Below are 18,753 nucleotides of genomic sequence, written 5' to 3' on the forward strand. Positions count from 1 at the left end.
TTACTTTCTTCATGCCTTAGGAGATTACATTGAAAATCAGGCAAGCCACACCAAAAGACTCTTTCGCGGTTTGTGAGGTTTTGCGTCGCTCGATAACAGAGCTTTGCGTGGGTGATCACGGTGGGCGCAATGATATTCTCTCACCTTGGCTGGCCAATAAGACTCCCGAAAACGTTCTTCAATGGATTACTGCACCGAGCCAGCTGACGGTTATTGCAGAGGCCGATCATGATATTGCGGGTGTCGGTCAGGCTTCGTTAGAGGGCAAGATATTGCTGAACTATGTCTCGCCTGAATTCAGGTTTCGTGGCGTAAGCAAGTCTATAATGCTCGCTCTCGAAGAGGGCATACGGAGCAATGGATGTGCAGTTGTCGAGCTGGTCAGCACGGGCACGGCACTCAGCTTCTATGAGGCGCTCGGATATATTGCTATAGGCTCACCGCAGGTGGCGCGTAGCGGGCGTTTATCGTACCCGATGGAAAAGCGACTCGGAGCTTGATCCTAGCCCTCAAATTTCTGCCAGCCGCGCGGGCCGAGATGCTCCTGTGGCCTGAAGCGCGTCTTATATTGCATCTTGCGCGACCCCTCGACCCAGTAGCCGAGATAGACATGGGGAAGGCCAGCGGCGCGTGCGCGCTGGATATGATCGAGGATCATGAAAGTTCCGAGCGAACGCTCGTGCATATGCGGCGTGAAGAATGAATAGACCATAGACAGGCCGTCTGCCATCACGTCGGTAAGAGCTACCGCGATCAGCTCTCCATCGCCTTTCGCGCTGATAAAACTGTCCGGGCCGCGTCTGCGATATTCGATAATCTGCGTGTTGACGTGGGTATCTTCGACCATCATCGCATAATCGAGCACTGTCATATCGGACATGCCACCTGAATGGTGACGGGCATCCAGATAATCGCGGAAAAGGGCATATTGTTCGGTGCTGGGCTGTGCCTTGTGCTGGCGGCCGATCAGATCGCGATTATGGTTCCAGACCCGGCGCATACTCCGGTTCATCTCAAATTCGCCGGTCAGGATACGCACAGAAACGCAGGCGCGACAAAGCTCGCAGGCCGGACGATAAGCAATATTCTGAGAACGACGGAAACCGCCCTGTGTAAGCAGGTCATTGATTTCGCTGGCCTTGTCACCCACAAGATGAGTGAAGACCTTCCGTTCCATCTGGCCGTCAAGATACGGGCAGGGCGATGGAGCCGTTAAGAAAAACTGCGGAGACTGTTGCGGTTGATGGGTCATTCAATATCCACGAAACGGCAATACCGAACCATCTCTTTATGCCCTAAAGATTGAGCCGGCTGCACAAAACGTCAATAGACATTTTGTGCAGCCGACCCTGAATTTTTTTGATGCTTGTTTTAGCGGTCTGAACGAATGACTGCTGTACCAAGCAAGAGGTCGTGCACGGTACGCTTACGGTCTATCACCAGTGTCGCCAAAAGGATGAACGGTGTAAGCACCACATTCAGGCCCCAGAACAGAACAGTGTGGACCAGTGCCAGCATCGGATCGACTGTGCCGCCTTCAAGGCGCACCAATTTGATGTTCATCATCTGCATACCCTTTGTGGCCTGTTGAGGCCCGCCAAGAGTGCGAGATATGTAAAACAATGCGACTACCGGGAACATGATGGCGTAGAGCGCCCATCCCAGCGAAAGCGTGAGAATTCCAAGGATGAAAATTACGATTGCTGCCGGGATGCAAAGAAAGAAGACAATCATATAGTCGATAAGAAAAGCCATAATACGGCGTGTGCGCACGCCTTCAAAAAATGCGCGGCTTTCAAAACGCGGGCCCATGACTTCGCCGTGCAGAATATGGTCGGACATTTTTCCTTCCAGTCCTTCAAAAGAAGCGTCCGGGAACAACCGTCCGCTGTCCCGCACTGCGCGGAACAGTCTCAAGGTGGTGTATGAAACTGGCTATTTCAAGGAAACAGCGTCTCGGATTTTAGCCCTGGCTTTTCAGCTTCTCAGCAACGTCGAGCGCAAAATAGGTCAGGATGCCGTCACAGCCTGCGCGTTTGAAAGCCAGCAGGCTTTCCATCATGACTTTTTCTTCGTCGATCCAGCCATTCATGCCTGCAGCTTTGATCATCGAATATTCGCCCGATACCTGATAGGCATAAGTCGGCAGGCGGAATGTGTTTTTCAGGCGATGGATGATGTCGAGATAAGGCATCCCAGGCTTAACCATCAGCATGTCAGCGCCTTCAGCCACGTCCTGCTCGGCCTCGCGCACCGCTTCGTCCGGATTTGCTGGATCAATGTAATAAGTCTTCTTGTCGCCCTTCAGCAGACCAGCTGTACCGATTGCATCGCGATAGGGGCCATAGAAGGCGGATGCGAATTTGGTCGCATAGGACATGATCGGTACATGGTTGAAGCCATGCGCATCCAGTGCCTGACGAATAGCGCCGATACGGCCATCCATCATGTCGGACGGTGCGATAACGTCTGCACCGGCTTCCGCCTGTGCGAGCGCACCGCGCACGACCATCGCAACCGATTCATCGTTGATGATTTCGCCATTGCGCAAAATGCCGTCATGACCGTGGGTTGTGAACGGATCGAGCGCTGCATCGGTAATGATACCGATTTCCGGCACTTCCTTCTTGATCGCACGCACGGCGCGGTTGATCAGATTGTCCGGGCTTGAAACGAAAGCGCCGTCCTCTGTCTTTACTTCTGCCTTTTCGCGCGGGAAGGGCGCAATCGCGGGAATGCCAAGCTTGGCAGCCTTTTCGGCCATGCGCACAGCCATATCGACCGAATAGCGCTCAACGCCCGGCATCGCGTCCACAGGCTCGCTGACATTGGTTCCGTAAGTCAGGAAGAATGGCAGGATCAGATCGTCCACCGTGAGATGTGTTTCCTGAACCAGTCTGCGTGACCAGTCGGCCTTGCGCATTCGGCGCAGACGACGCCCACCGGTCACGTCATCGACATAGCCTGAAATGTTGGCAGAAGAAATGTTGGACAAACGATCAGTCATATAAATGTTCCCGAGAGAAGAAAGCTTGGGAATCTAACGGTTCGGAAGCTTGTTATCAGATGAGCACGGTTTATCACGGGAAAAGTGGCTAATCCAAGCACAATGGCCTGCGCAGGATTGACGCGGGGCGTTTCACTTTCTACGCATTGAAAGCATTTCCAGCAAAAGTGCAAAGCAGTTTTGCTTAGGACAATGCGTAGATTAAAAGGGCATTTCCAGCAAAAGTGCGAAGCGGTTTTGCGTGGGATAATGCGCAAGAGGGAATGATTATAGTGGTTCCAACGTTCATTCTTATCCGGAACCGCTTTAATCGCACGGGAGAGACATGATGCAGATCGATTTCGGTGGTGGCGGTGAAATCAGCTTTGAACGCAAGGGAAAAGCGGGCCTCGTGAAGCTGACGCGCTCATCGGCGCTCAATGCTTTGACGCATAAAATGATTCTTGCGCTCGACCGTGCTTTGCAGGCCTGGGAAACCGATCCGGATGTCGCCTGTGTTATTCTGGAAGGCGAAGGCCGGGCGTTCTGCGCCGGTGGCGACGTGGTTGCAGCCTATAAGGCCGGACGCGAAGGCACACCCGCTTTTGATTTTTTCCGCGATGAATATCGACTGAATGCCCGCATCGGACGTTTTCCAAAGCCATATATCTCGCTGCTTAACGGCATCGTCATGGGCGGCGGCGCTGGCATTTCCGTACATGGTTCGCACCGGATCGTGACCGAAAATACGCTTTTTGCGATGCCCGAAACCGGCATCGGCTTCTTCCCGGATGTCGGTGGAAGCGCCTTCCTGCCGCATCTCCATGATAATTTCGGCTATTATCTTGCGCTCACCGGCAACCGAATTCGCTGGGGCGATTGCCTGCAGAGCGGCATCGCGACCCATGCAGTGGCCGCCAGCGATCTCGACGACCTTCGCGATGACCTGGTTGCAAAAGCTGACCTTGATGGTGCTTTGGCCAGTGCTCAGTATCCCGATTTTGAGACAGTCCCCGAAACCCGCAAAGTTATTGCGGAAAGTTTCGCACATGCGACGCTTGCCGAATGCCTAGACGCTTTGGAAAAAGCAGCAGCCACGGGCAATAAACCGGCAACGGATATTCTGAATGTTATCGCCACGCGTTCGCCAACCAGTGTCGCTGTCACATTCCGCCAGATTGCCGATGGTCGCGCACTGGATCTCGACGATTGTATGCGGATGGAATATCGCATCGCGTCGCGTATGCTTGCTGGGCATGATTTCTATGAAGGCGTACGCGCGGTTTTGATTGACAAGGATGGAGCACCTGTCTGGAAGCCAGCTTCGACTGATGAAGTGAAGCCGGAAATGGTCAATGCGTATTTTGCTAATCTTGGCGAGAGGGAACTGAGTTTTTGATGCGTCAGGATGAACTGCACCAGCATATACAACCCAGCGGCACTGAATGGTCCTTTGTCTGGTTTATACGGCTGATCGCTTTAGCTGCTCTTGCGAGCGGCGTTTATTACTGGATTAAGCTGATCGGCGTTTATCCAGGCTTGCTGTGGCGTTTCGACCTCATGCCGTGGCAATGGCAGACGGCTTGCGTGGCCCTTGCTCTGCTTATGCCGGTTGCGGCAACCGGGCTGTGGATGCGTGCGCAATGGGGACCGGTACTGTGGTTCGTGGCGGCTGTCGGTGAGATTGCCATCTATTCTGTCTTTGCGCGCCATTTTGAATACAGACCCCTTATCGTGGGGTTTAACGCCGTTTGTCTCCTCATTTATGTTGTGTTCCGCGTCCTGCTTTACCTCGAGAAAAGACGACTTTCTCGCGTTCGTATAACGGCCTGAAATCGCGCGCCGGTAACAAAACATTAAGTCTGAATCTGCATTTCGCTTGGTAAGCTACTGTTAAGGCTGACTTTTAAGTCGAATTTTATGGATCGCGTCTAAAGTCCTCTCAAGACACGGTGAGAAAATACACCGGACCAACAGGAAAGAGAGTGGCCTCATGTAAGGCTGCTCCGACAGAGAGGCAAAAGAAATGATCAATGCACAGCACAGAATGGATGCATCTGCTCCGCTTTTGAATCCCGAAGCAGCTCTCCGCACACTTTATCTCGAAGCATTGCAGCTGGTTGAACGCCTGCATCGTCGCCTCCTTGATGTCATCAAGGACGAATTCGACCGCGCCGGCCGTAGCGATATCAATGCGACGCAGGCACTGCTCCTGTTCAACATTGGCAATTCTGAATTGACCGCTGGTGAGCTGCGCTCGCGCGGTTATTATCTCGGATCGAATGTTTCCTATAATCTCAAGAAGCTGGTCGAGATGGGTTTTATCCATCACGAACGCTCGAATACGGACCGTCGTTCGGTTCGCGTCAGCCTGACAGACAAGGGCAACGAGATTGCTGATCAGGTACAGGCACTTTACCAGCGCCATATTGCTTCTATCGAGCAGGTTGGTGGTATTCAGGTTGAAGAATTCACCGCGATGAACAAGTCGCTGCAGCGTCTGGACCGCTTCTGGAACGACAGCATTGCTTACAGGCTTTGATATTGCGGATGCCGAAAGGCAGCCGACAACTTAGAAGTTTGTTGCAGAACGGTCACAATTGACCCGGTTTGTATGTTAAAGTTCATTATTGCGAGCTAATTCAGCGAGGCCTGGCTTGAAATCCGGGCTTTGCGACATGAATAAGCCATAAAAACCGACATAAGCGGTTTAATACAGCGCATAAATTAGAGCTATCTGCAGATGCGACGCATCTGGGCGAAACCGGTTAGCCTTTGGGACCAAAACTATGACCAAAACCGACAAGAATGCCGAAGCTTTCAATGTAGGCCGTCGCAGCTTCCTGCGTGGCGCAGCAACGGCCGGTTTGGCTGCTGCTGCAACTGCTATCGCTCCTGCGGCTTTTGCCCAGCAACAGGCTTTGAATGATATTCTTTCGGCGCCACGCCGCGGCAACTGGGATGACCAGTTCGATGCCCGCGCGACCGGCGGTCAGAAAGTGGCAACCAATCAGCCAGTGCTCAGCCAACAGACTGTGGGCAATCTTCAGTCCGCTATCGCACAATACGCCGATCTGGCAGGTCGCGGCGGCTGGCCACAGGTTCCGGGCAATGCGAAGCTGCAGCTTGGCGTTAATGATCCTTCGGTACAGGCTCTGCGCCAGCGTTTGATCGTTTCGGGCGATCTTCCGCGTGAAGCCGGTGTGTCCGGTGCGTTCGATACCTATGTCGATGCAGCGGTCAAGCGCTTCCAGTCGCGTCATGGCCTTCCGGCTGATGGTGTGATGGGCCAGTTTACCTATGCGGCAATGAATGTGGATGCCAATACGCGTCTTGGCCAGCTGCAGACCAACCTCCAGCGCCTGTCCGGCATGACATCTGCAACACAGTCTGAACAGCGCTTTGTGATGGTCAACATCCCGGCTGCTCGTATTGAAGCAGTGGAAGGCGGCAGCGTTTCGCAGCGCCATACAGCTGTTGTTGGCAAGATCGACCGCCAGACGCCGATCCTTGACTCCAAGATTCACGAAGTCATTCTTAATCCTTACTGGACCGCGCCAAAGTCGATCATCCAGAAGGATATTATTCCGCTGATGCGGAAGAACCCGCAATATCTCGCGAATAACAAGATCCGTCTCTACAACGCTCAGGGACAGGAAGTTCCGCCGGAAAGCGTAGACTGGAATACCGACGATGCTGTGAAGCTGATGTTCCGTCAGGATCCGGGCAAGATCAACGCCATGTCCTCGACAAAGATCAACTTCCACAATCAACATGCCGTTTACATGCACGATACGCCGCAGAAGAGCTATTTCAATAAGCTCATGCGCTTCGATTCGTCGGGCTGTGTCCGCGTGCAGAATGTCCGCGATCTTGATGTCTGGCTGTTGAAGAACACCGCTGGCTGGGATCGCCAGAACATTGAAGGCACCATTGCATCGGGTGTGAATACGCCTATTCAGGTTTCCGATCCTGTGCCGCTGCATTTCGTTTACATCACCGCCTGGTCAACAGGCGATGGCGTGGTGCAGTTCCGCGACGATATCTACAAGATGGATGGTGCAACCGCTTTGGCGCTCGGCACCGATACTTGATCCCAATTGACTTACTAAAAAGCCGCCCGAACTCGTTTCGGACGGCTTTTTTGTTTTGGGTGCTGATCCAAGCTACGTCATGCCGCATTTTGGAACATGCTTTTCGCTTAGCGGCCATTGGCCTTGCTAATCGAAGTGTGATACTGCGCCTCATACCATATAGCTATCACCGGCTAACCGGAGGGTGTGAAACATGTCGCAAGCCAATAACGCTTTTTTCAACGCAACTCTTGAAGAAATCGATGCCGATATTTTCGGTGCGATCCGTAATGAACTCGGTCGTCAGCGTCATGAAATCGAGCTGATCGCCTCGGAAAACATTGTTTCTCGCGCGGTTCTTGAAGCTCAGGGTTCCATCCTCACCAACAAATATGCCGAAGGTTATCCGGGCAAGCGCTATTACGGCGGCTGCCAGTATGTTGACGTTGTTGAAGAATTGGCAATTGAACGCGCCAAGAAGCTGTTTGGCGCAGAGTTCGCAAACGTACAGCCAAACTCCGGCAGCCAGATGAATCAGGCCGTGTTTCTTGCGCTTCTGCAGCCAGGCGACACCTTCATGGGCCTCGACCTCAATTCCGGTGGCCACCTGACACACGGTTCACCAGTCAACATGTCGGGCAAGTGGTTCAACGTTGTTTCCTATGGCGTTCGTGAAGACGATCACCTTCTGGATATGGAAGAAATTGCTCGCCTCGCACGCGAACACAAGCCAAAGCTGATTCTCGCTGGCGGTACCGCTTATTCCCGCATCTGGGATTGGAAGCGCTTCCGTGAGATCGCTGACGAAGTTGGCGCATATCTGATGGTCGATATGGCTCACATTGCTGGTCTGGTCGCCGGTGGCGTACACCCATCGCCAGTTCCACACGCCCATGTCTGCACCACGACGACTCACAAGTCGCTGCGCGGTCCACGCGGCGGTATGATCCTCACCAACGATCCTGATCTGGCGAAGAAGTTCAATTCGGCTGTCTTCCCAGGCCTGCAGGGCGGCCCGCTGATGCATGTGATTGCTGGTAAGGCAGTTGCTTTCGCGGAAGCTCTGAAGCCAGAATTCAAGGTCTATGCTCAGAACGTCGTCGACAATGCGCGTGCGCTTTCGGACGAACTGAAGTCGCAGGGTCTCGATATCGTTTCCGGCGGCACAGACAACCACCTGATGCTGGTCGATCTGCGTCCGAAGAATGCAACAGGCAAGCGCGCTGAAGCAGCTCTCGGTCGTGCGAACGTGACCTGTAACAAGAACGGCATTCCTTTCGACCCAGAAAAGCCATTTGTAACTTCTGGTGTTCGCCTTGGAACGCCTGCTGGCACGACCCGTGGTTTCGGCAAGGCTGAATTCAAGGAAATCGGCTCGCTGATCGCAGAAGTGCTCGATGGTCTCAAGGTTGCAAATTCCGATGAAGGCAATGCATCGGTTGAAGCAGCGGTTAAGGCAAAGGTCATTGCACTGACCGACCGCTTCCCAATGTACGGCTATCAGGGCTAAAATTGCTCACAATTTGATGAAGCCCCGCTCAACCCTGTTGAGTGGGGCTTTTTCAATTGTGCCCTAATTATGCATCAACTTAACGATGGGGTATGATCGTCAGGAATCAGTCAATCTAAGGCGTGCCTTTCAAATCGGCGCGCTTGGAAACAAAGAGTGAAGTGCGTCGCGTAAGCTATATGCAGATGCGCTTTCGTAAGTGAAAGAGTGCCATGCGTTGTCCCTATTGCCAGTCTGAAGATACGCAAGTTAAGGATTCCCGCCCGGCGGAGGATGGTGCCGTTATTCGCAGGCGCCGTGTTTGCTCGGTCTGTGGCGGACGTTTTACCACTTTTGAACGCGTACAGCTTCGCGACCTTATGGTCGTCAAGAAGAGCGGTCGCCGTGTACCTTTTGATCGCGAAAAGCTTGCCCGCTCCATCGATGTGGCATTGCGTAAGCGCGACGTGGACGAGGAGCGCGTAGAGCGCGCAATCTCCGGCATCGTGCGCCAGCTAGAGAGCTCGGGTGAGGCGGAAGTGACTTCAGACGAAATCGGTCGTCTCGCCATGGATGCTCTCAAGGGCGTCGATGATATTGCCTATATCCGCTTTGCTTCCGTTTATCGCAATTTCAGCAAGGCCGTTGATTTCCACAACGTCATTGATGAACTGACGGTAACTGAAACTGATCGTGATCCGGACGCATAAAATGAGCCGAATGGAATTCCCGCACGCAAATGTGACGTCGGATGACGTTCGCTTCATGGAAGCGACCATCCGGCTTGCCCGTCGTAACAAAGGCCTCACAGGCACAAACCCGTCAGTGGGTACTATCCTCGTTAAGGACGGCATCATCGTCGGACGTGGCGTCACCGCAATCGGTGGGCGTCCTCATGCGGAGCCTCAAGCGCTCGCAGATGCCGGTGAAGCTGCCCGCAGCGCTACGGCCTATGTCTCGCTGGAGCCCTGCGCCCATCATGGTCGCACCCCGCCATGTGCCGAAGCGTTGGTGCGGGCTGGTGTTGCGCGGGTGGTGGTTGCCGCAACCGATCCGGATGACCGGGTGAGCGGAAAAGGCTTCTCCATATTGCGGGACGCGGGCATTGAAGTGGTGCCGGGTGTTCTGTCGGACAAGGCGGCTGATGACCTTGCAGGCTATCTGAATCGATCTTCTAAAAAACGTCCGGAAGTGATTCTGAAACTTGCACTTTCTGCCGATGGCTACATTGGGAAAAAGGGCGAGGGGCAGGTTCCTATCACCGGTCCGATTGCGCGCGCCCAATCGCATATTCTGCGCTCGCAGACCGATGTGATCCTCATCGGAGTTGATACGGCCATCGCCGATGATCCTATCCTGAATTGCCGTCTTCCGGGGTTGGAACAACGTTCGCCAATTCGCCTTATATTGGACAGCGGATTGAAATTACCGCTCGATTCAAGGCTTATTCGCACTTCGGAAGCCATTCCTTTGTGGCTTTCCTGTTGTGAAAATGTGGCGCCGGAGAGGCGATACGAGATGCAAGCTGCAGGATGCCGCATCATTGCAGCGGAAAGCGATGAGGGACGCATCGCTTTGCCGGAGCTGATGGACGATCTTGCAGCACAGGGTATTTCGTCCGTTCTGGTCGAAGGTGGAGCCAGTGTTGCCACAAACTTCCTAAAAGAAAAGCTGGTTGACCGCCTTGTTCTGTTCCATTCGCCTGTGGAAATCGGCGCGACGAATGGGGTTGCCGTCACGGATCTGCAATCCCATATCGATAGTGAATTTACAATTTTGCGCAATGCGCAGTACGGCGACGATGCCTGTATCGAGTATGTAAGGAAAGCGTGATGTTTACTGGGATTGTCACCGATATCGGTAAAGTGGATCGTATCAAGCCTTTGAATGAAGGCGTTTTGCTGCGTATTGAAACAGCCTATGATCCTGAAACGATCGAGCTTGGTGCTTCGATTGCTTGCTCTGGTGTGTGCCTGACAGTCGTGGCGCTGCCGGAAAAAGGCACAAATGCCCGCTGGTTTGAAGTTGAAGCCTGGGAAGAAGCGCTGCGTCTGACCACGATTTCAAAATGGGAAAACGGCACCCGCATCAATCTTGAGCGCTCGCTCAAGCTTGGCGATGAAATGGGTGGTCATCTCGTTTCCGGTCACATTGACGGGCAAGCTGAAATCGTAGAGCGCAAGGAAGAGGGCGATGCTGTACGCTTTACCCTGCGCGCGCCGGAAGAACTTGCACCCTTTATTGCACAGAAGGGTTCCGTTGCGCTTGATGGCACTTCGCTGACGGTCAATGGCGTTAATGGCAACGAATTTGACGTTCTGCTCATTCGTCATTCGCTGGAAGTGACGACCTGGGGCGATCGCAAGGCTGGTGACAGGATCAATATTGAGATCGATCAGCTCGCACGGTATGCAGCAAGGCTTGCGCAATATCAGAAATAAGCTTAGAGCCTACACTCTAAAGCTATAACAGCATTTTCCGAATTTAGCGTTGACCGCAGGTTTTGCGGTCCGCGATTTCTGCCATGGAGTCTCTCATGTCGAAGCACGAGGCGCACGCGCCGCATTTGCTCATTGTTGAAGCGCGTTTCTATGAAGAACTGTCCGACGCGCTTCTTGACGGCGCGAAGGCTGCTCTCGATGCCGCTGGCGCAACATATGATGTTGTGACGGTACCCGGCGCGCTTGAAGTGCCAGCGACGATTTCTTTCGCACTGGATGGCGCGGAAAATGGTGGCACTTATTACGATGGTTATGTTGCCCTCGGCACAGTTATTCGTGGCGAAACCTATCATTTCGATATCGTTGCCAATGAATCCTGCCGTGCGCTGACTGATCTTTCGGTTGAAGAAGGTCTTGCTATCGGCAACGGCATTCTGACAGTTGAGAACGACGAGCAGGCTTGGGTCCGTGCGCGTCGCGAAGACAAGGACAAGGGTGGCTTCGCTGCCCGCGCTGCGCTCACAATGATTGATCTGCGTAAGAAATTCGGAGCCTGATACGATGACTTCTTCTTCTGAAGGCCGTTCTGCACCGAACGCGCCACGATCTGCAAACAAGCGTGGCGTTGCACGTCTTGCAGCCGTACAGGCGCTCTACCAGATGGATGTCGCCGGTACCGGCGTCATGGAAGTCGTGGCTGAATATGAGGCCCATCGTCTTGGCAAGGAAGTCGATGGCACACAGTATCTTGACGCCGATCCGCAGTGGTTCCGCGCCATTGTCGCGGGCGTTGTCGATAGCCAGCTCAAGCTCGACCCGATGATTCATCAGGCGCTCACAGAAGACTGGCCGCTGTCGCGTCTCGACTCGACACTGCGTGCCATCTTGCGTGCGGGTGCCTGGGAATTGCAGACCCGCAAGGACGTGCCGACAGCTGTCATCGTTTCGGAATATGTGGATATCGCAAAGGCGTTCTACACTGAAGATGAGCCAAAGCTTGTTAACGCCGTGCTGGATCGTCTGGCTTTTGAACTACGCGGCGAAAGCCGTGGTGCAAAGCCGCGTGGCCGATAAACCTTAGTCACTCAGTAAATACTCAAAAAGGCTGCGAGAAATCGCGGCCTTTTTTGCATTCTGGCACAATAAACTACGGCTTGACCTTTGCAGATAGCTTCCGCATGTTGGACATGCGGCATTGAGAATGCTGAAATGCAGAAACATCAGCCAATTATTTGATTTTTGGTCGATGTTTTCAGAATAACAACAAGCCGAAGAAGCCCGGTGAATGGTCGGTTTCAGGCACTTCCATGCCGCTGTTCTTAGGCCCGGGGAGGGGTTTTCGGGCCTTTCATGCGCTGATGTGTGCAGGCAATCGCCACCCTTGTGAGCGGTCTGCTTGTGACTGGCGCGAGCTCATGGGAGTTGGCCTAAATGGGAATTGGAGTTCTTCTTCTCGTCATTGCCTGTGGTGTGCTTTCCGTTCTTTTTGCCGTATGGGCGATCCGCTCTGTACTTGCGGCCGATCAGGGCACACCGCGTATGCAGGAAATCGCTGGTGCCATCCGTGAAGGTGCTGCAGCCTATCTCACCCGACAATATACGACCATTGCCATTGTTGGCGTCGTGGTCTTTCTGGCAGTCTGGTATCTGCTGTCTATTTCTGCCGCCGTGGGCTTCCTCATCGGGGCAGTGCTTTCCGGGCTGACCGGCTTCATCGGTATGCATGTTTCCGTTCGTGCAAATGTGCGAACCGCACAGGCGGCATCCTTGAGCCTCGCAGGTGGTTTGGAAATTGCTTTCAAATCCGGCGCTATCACCGGGATGCTGGTGGCGGGTCTCGCACTGCTGGGCGTCTCAGTCTATTATTTTATCCTGACTGTCTGGCTGGGTTATTCGCCTTCCGACCGCACGGTCATCGATGCTCTTGTGGCACTCGGCTTCGGCGCTTCGCTCATTTCAATCTTTGCGCGCCTTGGCGGCGGCATCTTCACAAAGGGTGCTGATGTCGGTGGCGATCTCGTGGGTAAGGTCGAAGCAGGCATTCCGGAGGATGATCCACGCAATCCTGCAACCATTGCCGATAATGTCGGCGACAATGTTGGTGACTGCGCAGGCATGGCAGCGGACTTGTTCGAGACCTATGCCGTTACAGTCGTTGCAACCATGGTTCTGGGCGCGATTTTCTTCACTGGCTCAGACGTTCTCTCAAGCGTGATGCTCTATCCGCTGGCGATTTGCGGCACTTGCGTCATCACTTCGATTGCTGGCACGTTCTTTGTCAAACTCGGCGTCAATGGCTCGATCATGGGCGCGCTTTACAAAGGCTTGATCGCAACCGGACTTTTGTCCGTGGTGGGTTTGGCGATTGCCAACACGCTCACCATTGGCTGGGGTGAAATCGGCACTGTCGCAGGCATGTCAATCACCGGCACCAATCTCTTCATCTGCGGGCTGATTGGTCTCGTCGTCACCGGTCTGATCGTGGTGATTACCGAATACTACACCGGAACCAACAAGCGTCCGGTCAATTCGATTGCTCAGGCTTCGGTCACTGGCCATGGCACCAATGTCATTCAGGGCTTGGCTGTTTCGCTTGAATCGACGGCTTTGCCAGCAATTGTCATTGTTGGCGGTATCATCGGCACATATCAGCTCGCGGGCCTCTTTGGCACAGCTATTGCTGTTACGGCCATGCTTGGCATTGCCGGTATGATCGTGGCCCTCGACGCTTTTGGCCCGGTTACGGATAATGCTGGCGGTATTGCTGAAATGGCTGGCCTTGATCCGGAAGTGCGCAAATCGACAGATGCTCTCGATGCCGTCGGTAACACGACCAAGGCCGTCACCAAGGGCTATGCGATCGGATCGGCGGGTTTGGGTGCGCTTGTGCTCTTCGCGGCCTATTCAAACGATCTGGCTTATTTTGCCGCCAACGGGGAAGCCTATCCATATTTTGCGGATATGGGGCCGGTGTCGTTCGAGCTCTCCAATCCCTATGTGGTTGCCGGTCTGATCTTTGGTGGTCTCATCCCCTATCTCTTCGGTGGTATGGCGATGACGGCTGTTGGTCGTGCGGGCAGTGCGGTGGTGCAGGAAGTGCGTCGTCAGTTCCGTGAGAAGCCGGGCATCATGACGGGCAAGGATCGTCCGGATTATGCGCGAGCTGTCGATCTTCTGACGAAAGCCGCCATTCGGGAAATGATTATTCCGTCGCTTCTGCCGGTTTTGGCGCCGCTTGTCGTCTATTTCGGCGTGTTGCTGATCTCAGGCTCCAAAGCCGCAGCCTTTGCAGCACTCGGTGCCTCGCTGCTGGGCGTTATCATCAACGGTTTGTTCGTGGCTATATCCATGACATCCGGCGGTGGCGCCTGGGATAATGCCAAGAAGAGCTTCGAAGATGGCTTTACGGATGCTGACGGCGTGAAGCATCTCAAGGGATCGGAAGCGCATAAAGCTTCCGTGACCGGCGATACCGTAGGCGATCCTTACAAGGATACGGCAGGTCCAGCCGTTAATCCTGCCATCAAGATCACCAACATCGTGGCACTCTTGCTTCTAGCGGTGCTGGCTCACATGGCTTGATGAAGCACCAACAAAAAAAGCCCCTCCAAAAGAGGGGCTTTTTTTAATTCTTTGTATTGGATCAGTTGTTCGCGCCGCCAGCAGCACCCGGCAATGATGTCGGAGCTTTGGAAACACCCTGAATAATCTGACCAATGAAGGTCTGGTCCTTGCCGCCAGTTGGTGTGGTGCGCGATACGAAATCGAACAGCTTGCCGTCCTGAAGGCCGTAATTGGCAATATTGCTGACCTTGCCGTCCTTGTCGAAGTAAACGGCAAGGATATGACGGTCGATAATTTTGGGCTTCATGAACTGAGCCGCACGATAACGCTTCTGCGAAATGTAATAAAACACTTCGTTATCGAAGGTCGCCGTAGTGGATGGCGTACCGAGTGCGAGAAGCACCTGTTCACGGCTGGAGCCAACCGGAACCGAATCAAGTGCCTCCTGATCGAGCACGTAACCCTCTGTAAGTGTTTCCGACGGGTTTAGCGTGGACGCAGTGTTGCATCCGGCGAGAGCCGCCGAAAAGAGAATTGCTGTGCCTGCGAGAAGGGCACGCTGTTTGCGTGCGCTTAGGAAAATTCGCTGCAACAAAGACCTCTCCATACATTCTATATCAGCGCGGCACTTTCGCCGTCGGGAGAACTTCGGTAAACCACCTTGCTTCTGGATGCAACAAGTACGGTCGTACGGGAATGATTCTTCGACTTTTTCGCCGCAAATCTAAAGCAAATGAGACAGTTGTGCTTCGCGTTTACGAGACGATCGTGGCGGCGGCGCGGCAAAAGCGTTTTTATGCACAATTTCAAGTGCCTGATACGCCTCTCGGTCGCTATGAAATGCTCTCAGTCCATATTTTTCTCGCTCTTCATCGCATGAAAGGCGAAAAATCTGCATTATTGCCGCTTGCGCAGGACATTGCAGACGAATTTTTCAAGGATGTCGATCATTCCTTGCGGGAATTGGGAATCGGTGATCAGGGCGTTCCCAAGCGCATGAAAAAGCTTGCACGCATGTTTTATGGTCGTGTCAGCTCTTATGGGACTGCATTGGATGCCGGTGATCGCGACATGCTGGCAACAGCTTTGACACGCAATATCCGCCCGGACCTCGAATTATGGCCGCATTCTCACTATTTGAGTGAATATCTGTTTGCTTGCCGTGATCGGCTGGCAAAAATTGAGGACAGTGCTTTGGCGGCAGGCGACATATCCTTTATGGATGCTGACGAGATGGCGTTTGCGCCAATATAGCACTTCCAGCAAAGGTGCGAAGCGCCTCCGCAGGGAAATCAGTTCGCTGGACTGATTTCTTTTCCTGCTGCGATGCGTCGGAAAATGCGTAAAAACAAACAGTTACAGCGGTTCAATATTAACTGGAGCCGCTGCAAATAACGAAACAAAGGCTAAAGAGAATGACTGATAAACCGGCGCTGACCTATCCCGTTCCGGTTCTGCATCTGCCCCCCAAGGGCATAACGGTGAAGATTGGGACCACTGACAAGGAAAGAGCTGCTTTGGCTGCCCAGCATGGCTTAGAGGCCGTGAATTCCTTTGCTGCAGAGTTTTTGCTGACGCCTTGGAAAAAGAGCGGCATTCGTTTGCGCGGAACCGTCAATGCGGAAATCGTGCAGTCATGCGTGGTTACACTTGAACCGCTTAATGCGACGATTGCGGAAGAAGTCGATACGATCTTCGTGCCAGAAAATTCACGCCTTGCCAAAATTCAGCTCGATGAGAGCGGAGAATTGCTGCTGGACGCCGATGGCGCGGATATTCCCGAGACTTTTGCTGGCGACAAAATTGATATTGGCGCTGTGGCTGAAGAATTTTTCGAACTGGCGCTCGATCCATACCCTCGCAAACCCGGCCTGCCTGACGATGCCGAGCCAGCCGTATTTGGCGATGTTGAAGAGGAAGAGAAGCCTGATTCGCCTTTTGCCAAGCTCTCGGAATGGTCCAAGAAGCCCTGATTTAACCGATGCTTGAGAGAATCTGGTTGTGCGCGACCGGAAAAACACTATTTTCGCGGAAAACCCCTATGTTTATAAAGAAGCAAATGGGGCAGGGATCGCACAGGAATAATCAATAGTGATAAAAATTTCGATTGACGCCATGGGCGGTGATTTTGGCCCTGAAGTGGTCATCCCTGGTGCTGCGAAGGCGCTTGAGCGTCATCCTGATATCCGGTTTATTTTCTTCGGTCTGGCTGGTCAGGTCGAGCCCATACTTGCGCGTTATCCAAAGCTACAAGCTGCTTCCGAGTTCCGCGCCAGTCAGGTTGCGATCAAGATGGATGACAAACCAAGTCAGGCGCTGCGCGCTGGTCGGGGCAAGTCTTCCATGTGGCAGGCGATTGAAGCGGTAAAGACCGGCGACGCCGATGTCTGCGTTTCTGCTGGTAATACCGGCGCACTGATGGCCATGTCCAAATTCTGCCTGCGTATGCTGTCTGATGTCGAGCGTCCGGCAATTGCCGGTATCTGGCCTACACTGCGCGGCGAGAGCATCGTTCTCGACGTTGGCGCAACGATTGGTGCCGATGCACGTCAGCTTGTCGATTACGCGGTTATGGGCGCGGGTATGGCGCGGGCGCTTTTTGAGGTTCGCAAGCCGACGGTCGGTCTCCTCAATGTCGGTACGGAAGAAGTCAAAGGTCTCGACGAGATTAAGGAAGCTGCCCAGATTCTGCGCGATACACCGCTGGAGGGTTTGCAATATACCGGCTTTGTCGAAGGAAATGATATCGGCAAAGGCACGGTCGATGTCGTCGTCACAGAAGGCTTTACCGGCAATATCGCTCTGAAGGCCGCCGAAGGCACTGCTCGTCAGATGGCAACGCTTCTGCGCCAAGCCATGAGCCGTACCTTGCTTGCCAAGATCGGTTATATTTTTGCCAAGGGTGCATTTGATCGTATTCGCGAGAAGATGGACCCGAACAAGGTGAATGGCGGCGTTCTTCTTGGATTGAGCGGTATTGTTATCAAGAGCCATGGCGGCGCAACGGCAGAAGGTTTCTGCTCGGCGGTCGAAGTCGGCTATGACATGGTGCGTAATAAGCTTCTTCAGAAGATTGAAGCGGATCTGGCGCATTTCCACCACAGTCATCCGCATTCTGCGTCTAATGACGGCAACGAAACAGCCAAATGATAATTAACCCATAACTGGGTATGAATTTTGACCGGCAGGCGTGGGTCTGCGATGGTCAGGCTAGGACAGGAAAACAAGATGATAAGATCTGTCGTAAGAGGTATTGGTTCGGCTCTGCCTAAGCGGATCATGAAGAATTCCGATTTTGAGGGCGTGGTTGAAACCTCTGACGAATGGATTGTCCAGCGTACAGGTATTCGTCAGCGTCACATTGCTGGCGAAGGTGAAACGACAGTATCGTTGGGTGCGGCTGCTGCCCGCGCTGCATTGGAAAATGCTGGCCTGCAGGCTTCTGATATCGATCTCGTTTTGGTCGCAACCTCGACGCCAAACCATACGTTTCCTGCAAGCGCAGTCGAAATTCAGCGCGAACTCGGCATCACGACCGGCTTTGCATTCGATCTGCAGGCGGTTTGCAGTGGCTTCATCTATGCCGTTACGACTGCTGACCTTTATATCCGTGGCGGACTTGCACGTCGTGTTCTGGTTATCGGCGCAGAAACCTTCTCGCGCATTCTCGACTGGAATGATCGCACCACCTGCGTTCTGTTTGGCGACGGTGCCGGTGCGCTGGTTCTCGAAGCCGGCGAAGGCAAGGGCTTGACCTCTGATCGCGGTATTCTAGCTGCCAACCTTCGTTCCGACGGCAATCACAAGGAAAAACTCTTTGTGGATGGCGGCCCGTCGACGACACAGACGGTCGGTCATCTGCGCATGGAGGGCCGTGAAGTCTTCAAACATGCCGTGGGCATGATCACGGACGTGATCGAAGCATCCTTTGCTGAAACGGGCCTTAGCGCCGACGATATCGACTGGTTTGTGCCGCATCAGGCCAACAAGCGCATTATCGATGCTTCGGCCAAGAAGCTGAATATAGCTGAGGAAAAGGTCGTTATAACCGTTGATAGACACGGCAACACCTCTGCTGCGTCGGTTCCGTTGGCTCTTGCTACGGCTGTCGCTGACGGTCGTATCAAGAAGGGCGACCTCGTTCTTCTGGAAGCTATGGGCGGTGGATTTACCTGGGGCGCAGTTTTATTGCGCTGGTAA

General features: G+C 53.6%; 20 protein-coding genes. 16 read left to right on the forward strand and 4 right to left on the reverse strand.

Annotated elements, in window-relative coordinates:
* Positions 1-29 precede the first annotated feature (29 nt).
* Positions 30-500, forward strand: a complete 471-nt coding sequence (locus tag KMS41_03560) for a GNAT family N-acetyltransferase (protein QWK78331.1) — start codon at positions 30-32, stop codon at positions 498-500.
* Positions 501-502: 2 nt separating this feature from the next.
* Here the strand turns inward: KMS41_03560 and KMS41_03565 are convergent, their stop codons facing one another.
* The 3 genes from KMS41_03565 to hemB form a co-directional block, all read right to left on the reverse strand.
* Positions 503-1,252, reverse strand: coding sequence for an arginyltransferase (locus tag KMS41_03565; protein ID QWK78332.1), 750 nt, complete (start codon positions 1,250-1,252; stop codon positions 503-505).
* Positions 1,253-1,371: 119 nt separating this feature from the next.
* Positions 1,372-1,842, reverse strand: a complete 471-nt coding sequence (locus KMS41_03570) for an RDD family protein (GenBank protein QWK78333.1) — start codon at positions 1,840-1,842, stop codon at positions 1,372-1,374.
* Positions 1,843-1,963: 121 nt separating this feature from the next.
* Entirely contained in the window at positions 1,964-3,007 is a 1,044-nt protein-coding gene (gene hemB, locus KMS41_03575; GenBank protein QWK78334.1) for a porphobilinogen synthase, read from the reverse strand.
* Positions 3,008-3,335: 328 nt separating this feature from the next.
* Between hemB and KMS41_03580 the strand changes: the two genes are divergently transcribed.
* The 11 genes from KMS41_03580 (at position 3,336) to KMS41_03630 (ending at position 14,571) form a co-directional block, all read left to right on the forward strand.
* On the forward strand, positions 3,336-4,385 hold the full coding sequence (locus KMS41_03580; GenBank protein ID QWK78761.1) for an enoyl-CoA hydratase/isomerase family protein: 1,050 nt from the start codon (positions 3,336-3,338) through the stop codon (positions 4,383-4,385).
* Entirely contained in the window at positions 4,385-4,819 is a 435-nt protein-coding gene (locus KMS41_03585; GenBank protein ID QWK78335.1) for a hypothetical protein, read from the forward strand. The genes KMS41_03580 and KMS41_03585 overlap by 1 nt, the downstream gene beginning before the upstream one ends.
* Before the next feature lie 193 nt (positions 4,820-5,012).
* Positions 5,013-5,528 carry a winged helix DNA-binding protein gene (locus KMS41_03590; GenBank protein QWK78336.1) on the forward strand — a complete coding sequence of 172 codons (516 nt, stop codon included), beginning with the start codon at positions 5,013-5,015 and terminating at the stop codon, positions 5,526-5,528.
* Between the two features lie 247 nt (positions 5,529-5,775).
* Complete coding sequence (locus KMS41_03595) at positions 5,776-7,080, forward strand: L,D-transpeptidase family protein (GenBank protein ID QWK78337.1); 1,305 nt, start codon at positions 5,776-5,778, stop codon at positions 7,078-7,080.
* A 193-nt stretch (positions 7,081-7,273) separates the two neighbouring features.
* Positions 7,274-8,569: a serine hydroxymethyltransferase gene (locus tag KMS41_03600; protein QWK78338.1), complete on the forward strand. Its 1,296-nt coding sequence runs from the start codon at positions 7,274-7,276 to the stop codon at positions 8,567-8,569.
* A 212-nt stretch (positions 8,570-8,781) separates the two neighbouring features.
* Positions 8,782-9,258 (forward strand): transcriptional regulator NrdR, encoded by a 477-nt coding sequence (gene nrdR, locus KMS41_03605; protein ID QWK78339.1) that lies wholly within the window; start codon positions 8,782-8,784, stop codon positions 9,256-9,258.
* Position 9,259: 1 nt separating this feature from the next.
* Entirely contained in the window at positions 9,260-10,381 is a 1,122-nt protein-coding gene (gene ribD, locus KMS41_03610) for a bifunctional diaminohydroxyphosphoribosylaminopyrimidine deaminase/5-amino-6-(5-phosphoribosylamino)uracil reductase RibD (protein ID QWK78340.1), read from the forward strand.
* Positions 10,381-10,989, forward strand: a complete 609-nt coding sequence (locus KMS41_03615) for a riboflavin synthase (protein QWK78341.1) — start codon at positions 10,381-10,383, stop codon at positions 10,987-10,989. The genes ribD and KMS41_03615 overlap by 1 nt, the downstream gene beginning before the upstream one ends.
* 95 nt (positions 10,990-11,084) lie before the next feature.
* Positions 11,085-11,546 (forward strand): 6,7-dimethyl-8-ribityllumazine synthase, encoded by a 462-nt coding sequence (locus KMS41_03620; protein QWK78342.1) that lies wholly within the window; start codon positions 11,085-11,087, stop codon positions 11,544-11,546.
* 4 nt (positions 11,547-11,550) lie between these two features.
* On the forward strand, positions 11,551-12,063 hold the full coding sequence (gene nusB, locus KMS41_03625) for a transcription antitermination factor NusB (GenBank protein ID QWK78343.1): 513 nt from the start codon (positions 11,551-11,553) through the stop codon (positions 12,061-12,063).
* 357 nt (positions 12,064-12,420) lie between these two features.
* The gene (locus KMS41_03630) at positions 12,421-14,571 is read left to right on the forward strand and encodes a sodium-translocating pyrophosphatase (protein QWK78344.1); all 2,151 of its coding nucleotides are present in this window, start codon (positions 12,421-12,423) and stop codon (positions 14,569-14,571) included.
* Positions 14,572-14,632: 61 nt separating this feature from the next.
* On the opposite strand, the gene KMS41_03635 is transcribed toward KMS41_03630, so the two are convergent.
* Positions 14,633-15,148, reverse strand: a complete 516-nt coding sequence (locus KMS41_03635; protein ID QWK78345.1) for an outer membrane protein assembly factor BamE — start codon at positions 15,146-15,148, stop codon at positions 14,633-14,635.
* A 101-nt stretch (positions 15,149-15,249) separates the two neighbouring features.
* On the opposite strand from KMS41_03635, the gene KMS41_03640 reads away from it, so the two are divergent.
* The 4 genes from KMS41_03640 (at position 15,250) to KMS41_03655 (ending at position 18,753) form a co-directional block, all read left to right on the forward strand.
* Positions 15,250-15,807 (forward strand): ubiquinol-cytochrome C chaperone family protein, encoded by a 558-nt coding sequence (locus tag KMS41_03640; GenBank protein QWK78346.1) that lies wholly within the window; start codon positions 15,250-15,252, stop codon positions 15,805-15,807.
* A 161-nt stretch (positions 15,808-15,968) separates the two neighbouring features.
* Complete coding sequence (locus KMS41_03645) at positions 15,969-16,526, forward strand: DUF177 domain-containing protein (GenBank protein QWK78347.1); 558 nt, start codon at positions 15,969-15,971, stop codon at positions 16,524-16,526.
* Positions 16,527-16,644: 118 nt separating this feature from the next.
* Positions 16,645-17,703, forward strand: a complete 1,059-nt coding sequence (gene plsX / locus KMS41_03650) for a phosphate acyltransferase PlsX (GenBank protein ID QWK78348.1) — start codon at positions 16,645-16,647, stop codon at positions 17,701-17,703.
* A 78-nt stretch (positions 17,704-17,781) separates the two neighbouring features.
* The gene (locus KMS41_03655; GenBank protein QWK78349.1) at positions 17,782-18,753 is read left to right on the forward strand and encodes a ketoacyl-ACP synthase III; all 972 of its coding nucleotides are present in this window, start codon (positions 17,782-17,784) and stop codon (positions 18,751-18,753) included.

The sequence above is a fragment of the Ochrobactrum sp. BTU1 genome (assembly GCA_018798825.1).
Taxonomy (GTDB): domain Bacteria; phylum Pseudomonadota; class Alphaproteobacteria; order Rhizobiales; family Rhizobiaceae; genus Brucella.

Bases quoted from the DNA above. Each gene is read 5' to 3' on its own strand.
- KMS41_03565 (QWK78332.1), bottom strand. From the start codon at position 1,252: ATGACCCATCAACCGCAACAGTCTCCGCAGTTTTTCTTAACGGCTCCA.
- KMS41_03570 (QWK78333.1), bottom strand. From the start codon at position 1,842: ATGTCCGACCATATTCTGCACGGCGAAGTCATGGGCCCGCGTTTTGAA.
- hemB (QWK78334.1), bottom strand. From the start codon at position 3,007: ATGACTGATCGTTTGTCCAACATTTCTTCTGCCAACATTTCAGGCTAT.
- KMS41_03580 (QWK78761.1), top strand. From the start codon at position 3,336: ATGCAGATCGATTTCGGTGGTGGCGGTGAAATCAGCTTTGAACGCAAG.
- KMS41_03585 (QWK78335.1), top strand. From the start codon at position 4,385: ATGCGTCAGGATGAACTGCACCAGCATATACAACCCAGCGGCACTGAA.
- KMS41_03590 (QWK78336.1), top strand. From the start codon at position 5,013: ATGATCAATGCACAGCACAGAATGGATGCATCTGCTCCGCTTTTGAAT.
- KMS41_03595 (QWK78337.1), top strand. From the start codon at position 5,776: ATGACCAAAACCGACAAGAATGCCGAAGCTTTCAATGTAGGCCGTCGC.
- KMS41_03600 (QWK78338.1), top strand. From the start codon at position 7,274: ATGTCGCAAGCCAATAACGCTTTTTTCAACGCAACTCTTGAAGAAATC.
- nrdR (QWK78339.1), top strand. From the start codon at position 8,782: ATGCGTTGTCCCTATTGCCAGTCTGAAGATACGCAAGTTAAGGATTCC.
- ribD (QWK78340.1), top strand. From the start codon at position 9,260: ATGAGCCGAATGGAATTCCCGCACGCAAATGTGACGTCGGATGACGTT.
- KMS41_03615 (QWK78341.1), top strand. From the start codon at position 10,381: ATGTTTACTGGGATTGTCACCGATATCGGTAAAGTGGATCGTATCAAG.
- KMS41_03620 (QWK78342.1), top strand. From the start codon at position 11,085: ATGTCGAAGCACGAGGCGCACGCGCCGCATTTGCTCATTGTTGAAGCG.
- nusB (QWK78343.1), top strand. From the start codon at position 11,551: ATGACTTCTTCTTCTGAAGGCCGTTCTGCACCGAACGCGCCACGATCT.
- KMS41_03630 (QWK78344.1), top strand. From the start codon at position 12,421: ATGGGAATTGGAGTTCTTCTTCTCGTCATTGCCTGTGGTGTGCTTTCC.
- KMS41_03640 (QWK78346.1), top strand. From the start codon at position 15,250: ATGATTCTTCGACTTTTTCGCCGCAAATCTAAAGCAAATGAGACAGTT.
- KMS41_03645 (QWK78347.1), top strand. From the start codon at position 15,969: ATGACTGATAAACCGGCGCTGACCTATCCCGTTCCGGTTCTGCATCTG.
- KMS41_03655 (QWK78349.1), top strand. From the start codon at position 17,782: ATGATAAGATCTGTCGTAAGAGGTATTGGTTCGGCTCTGCCTAAGCGG.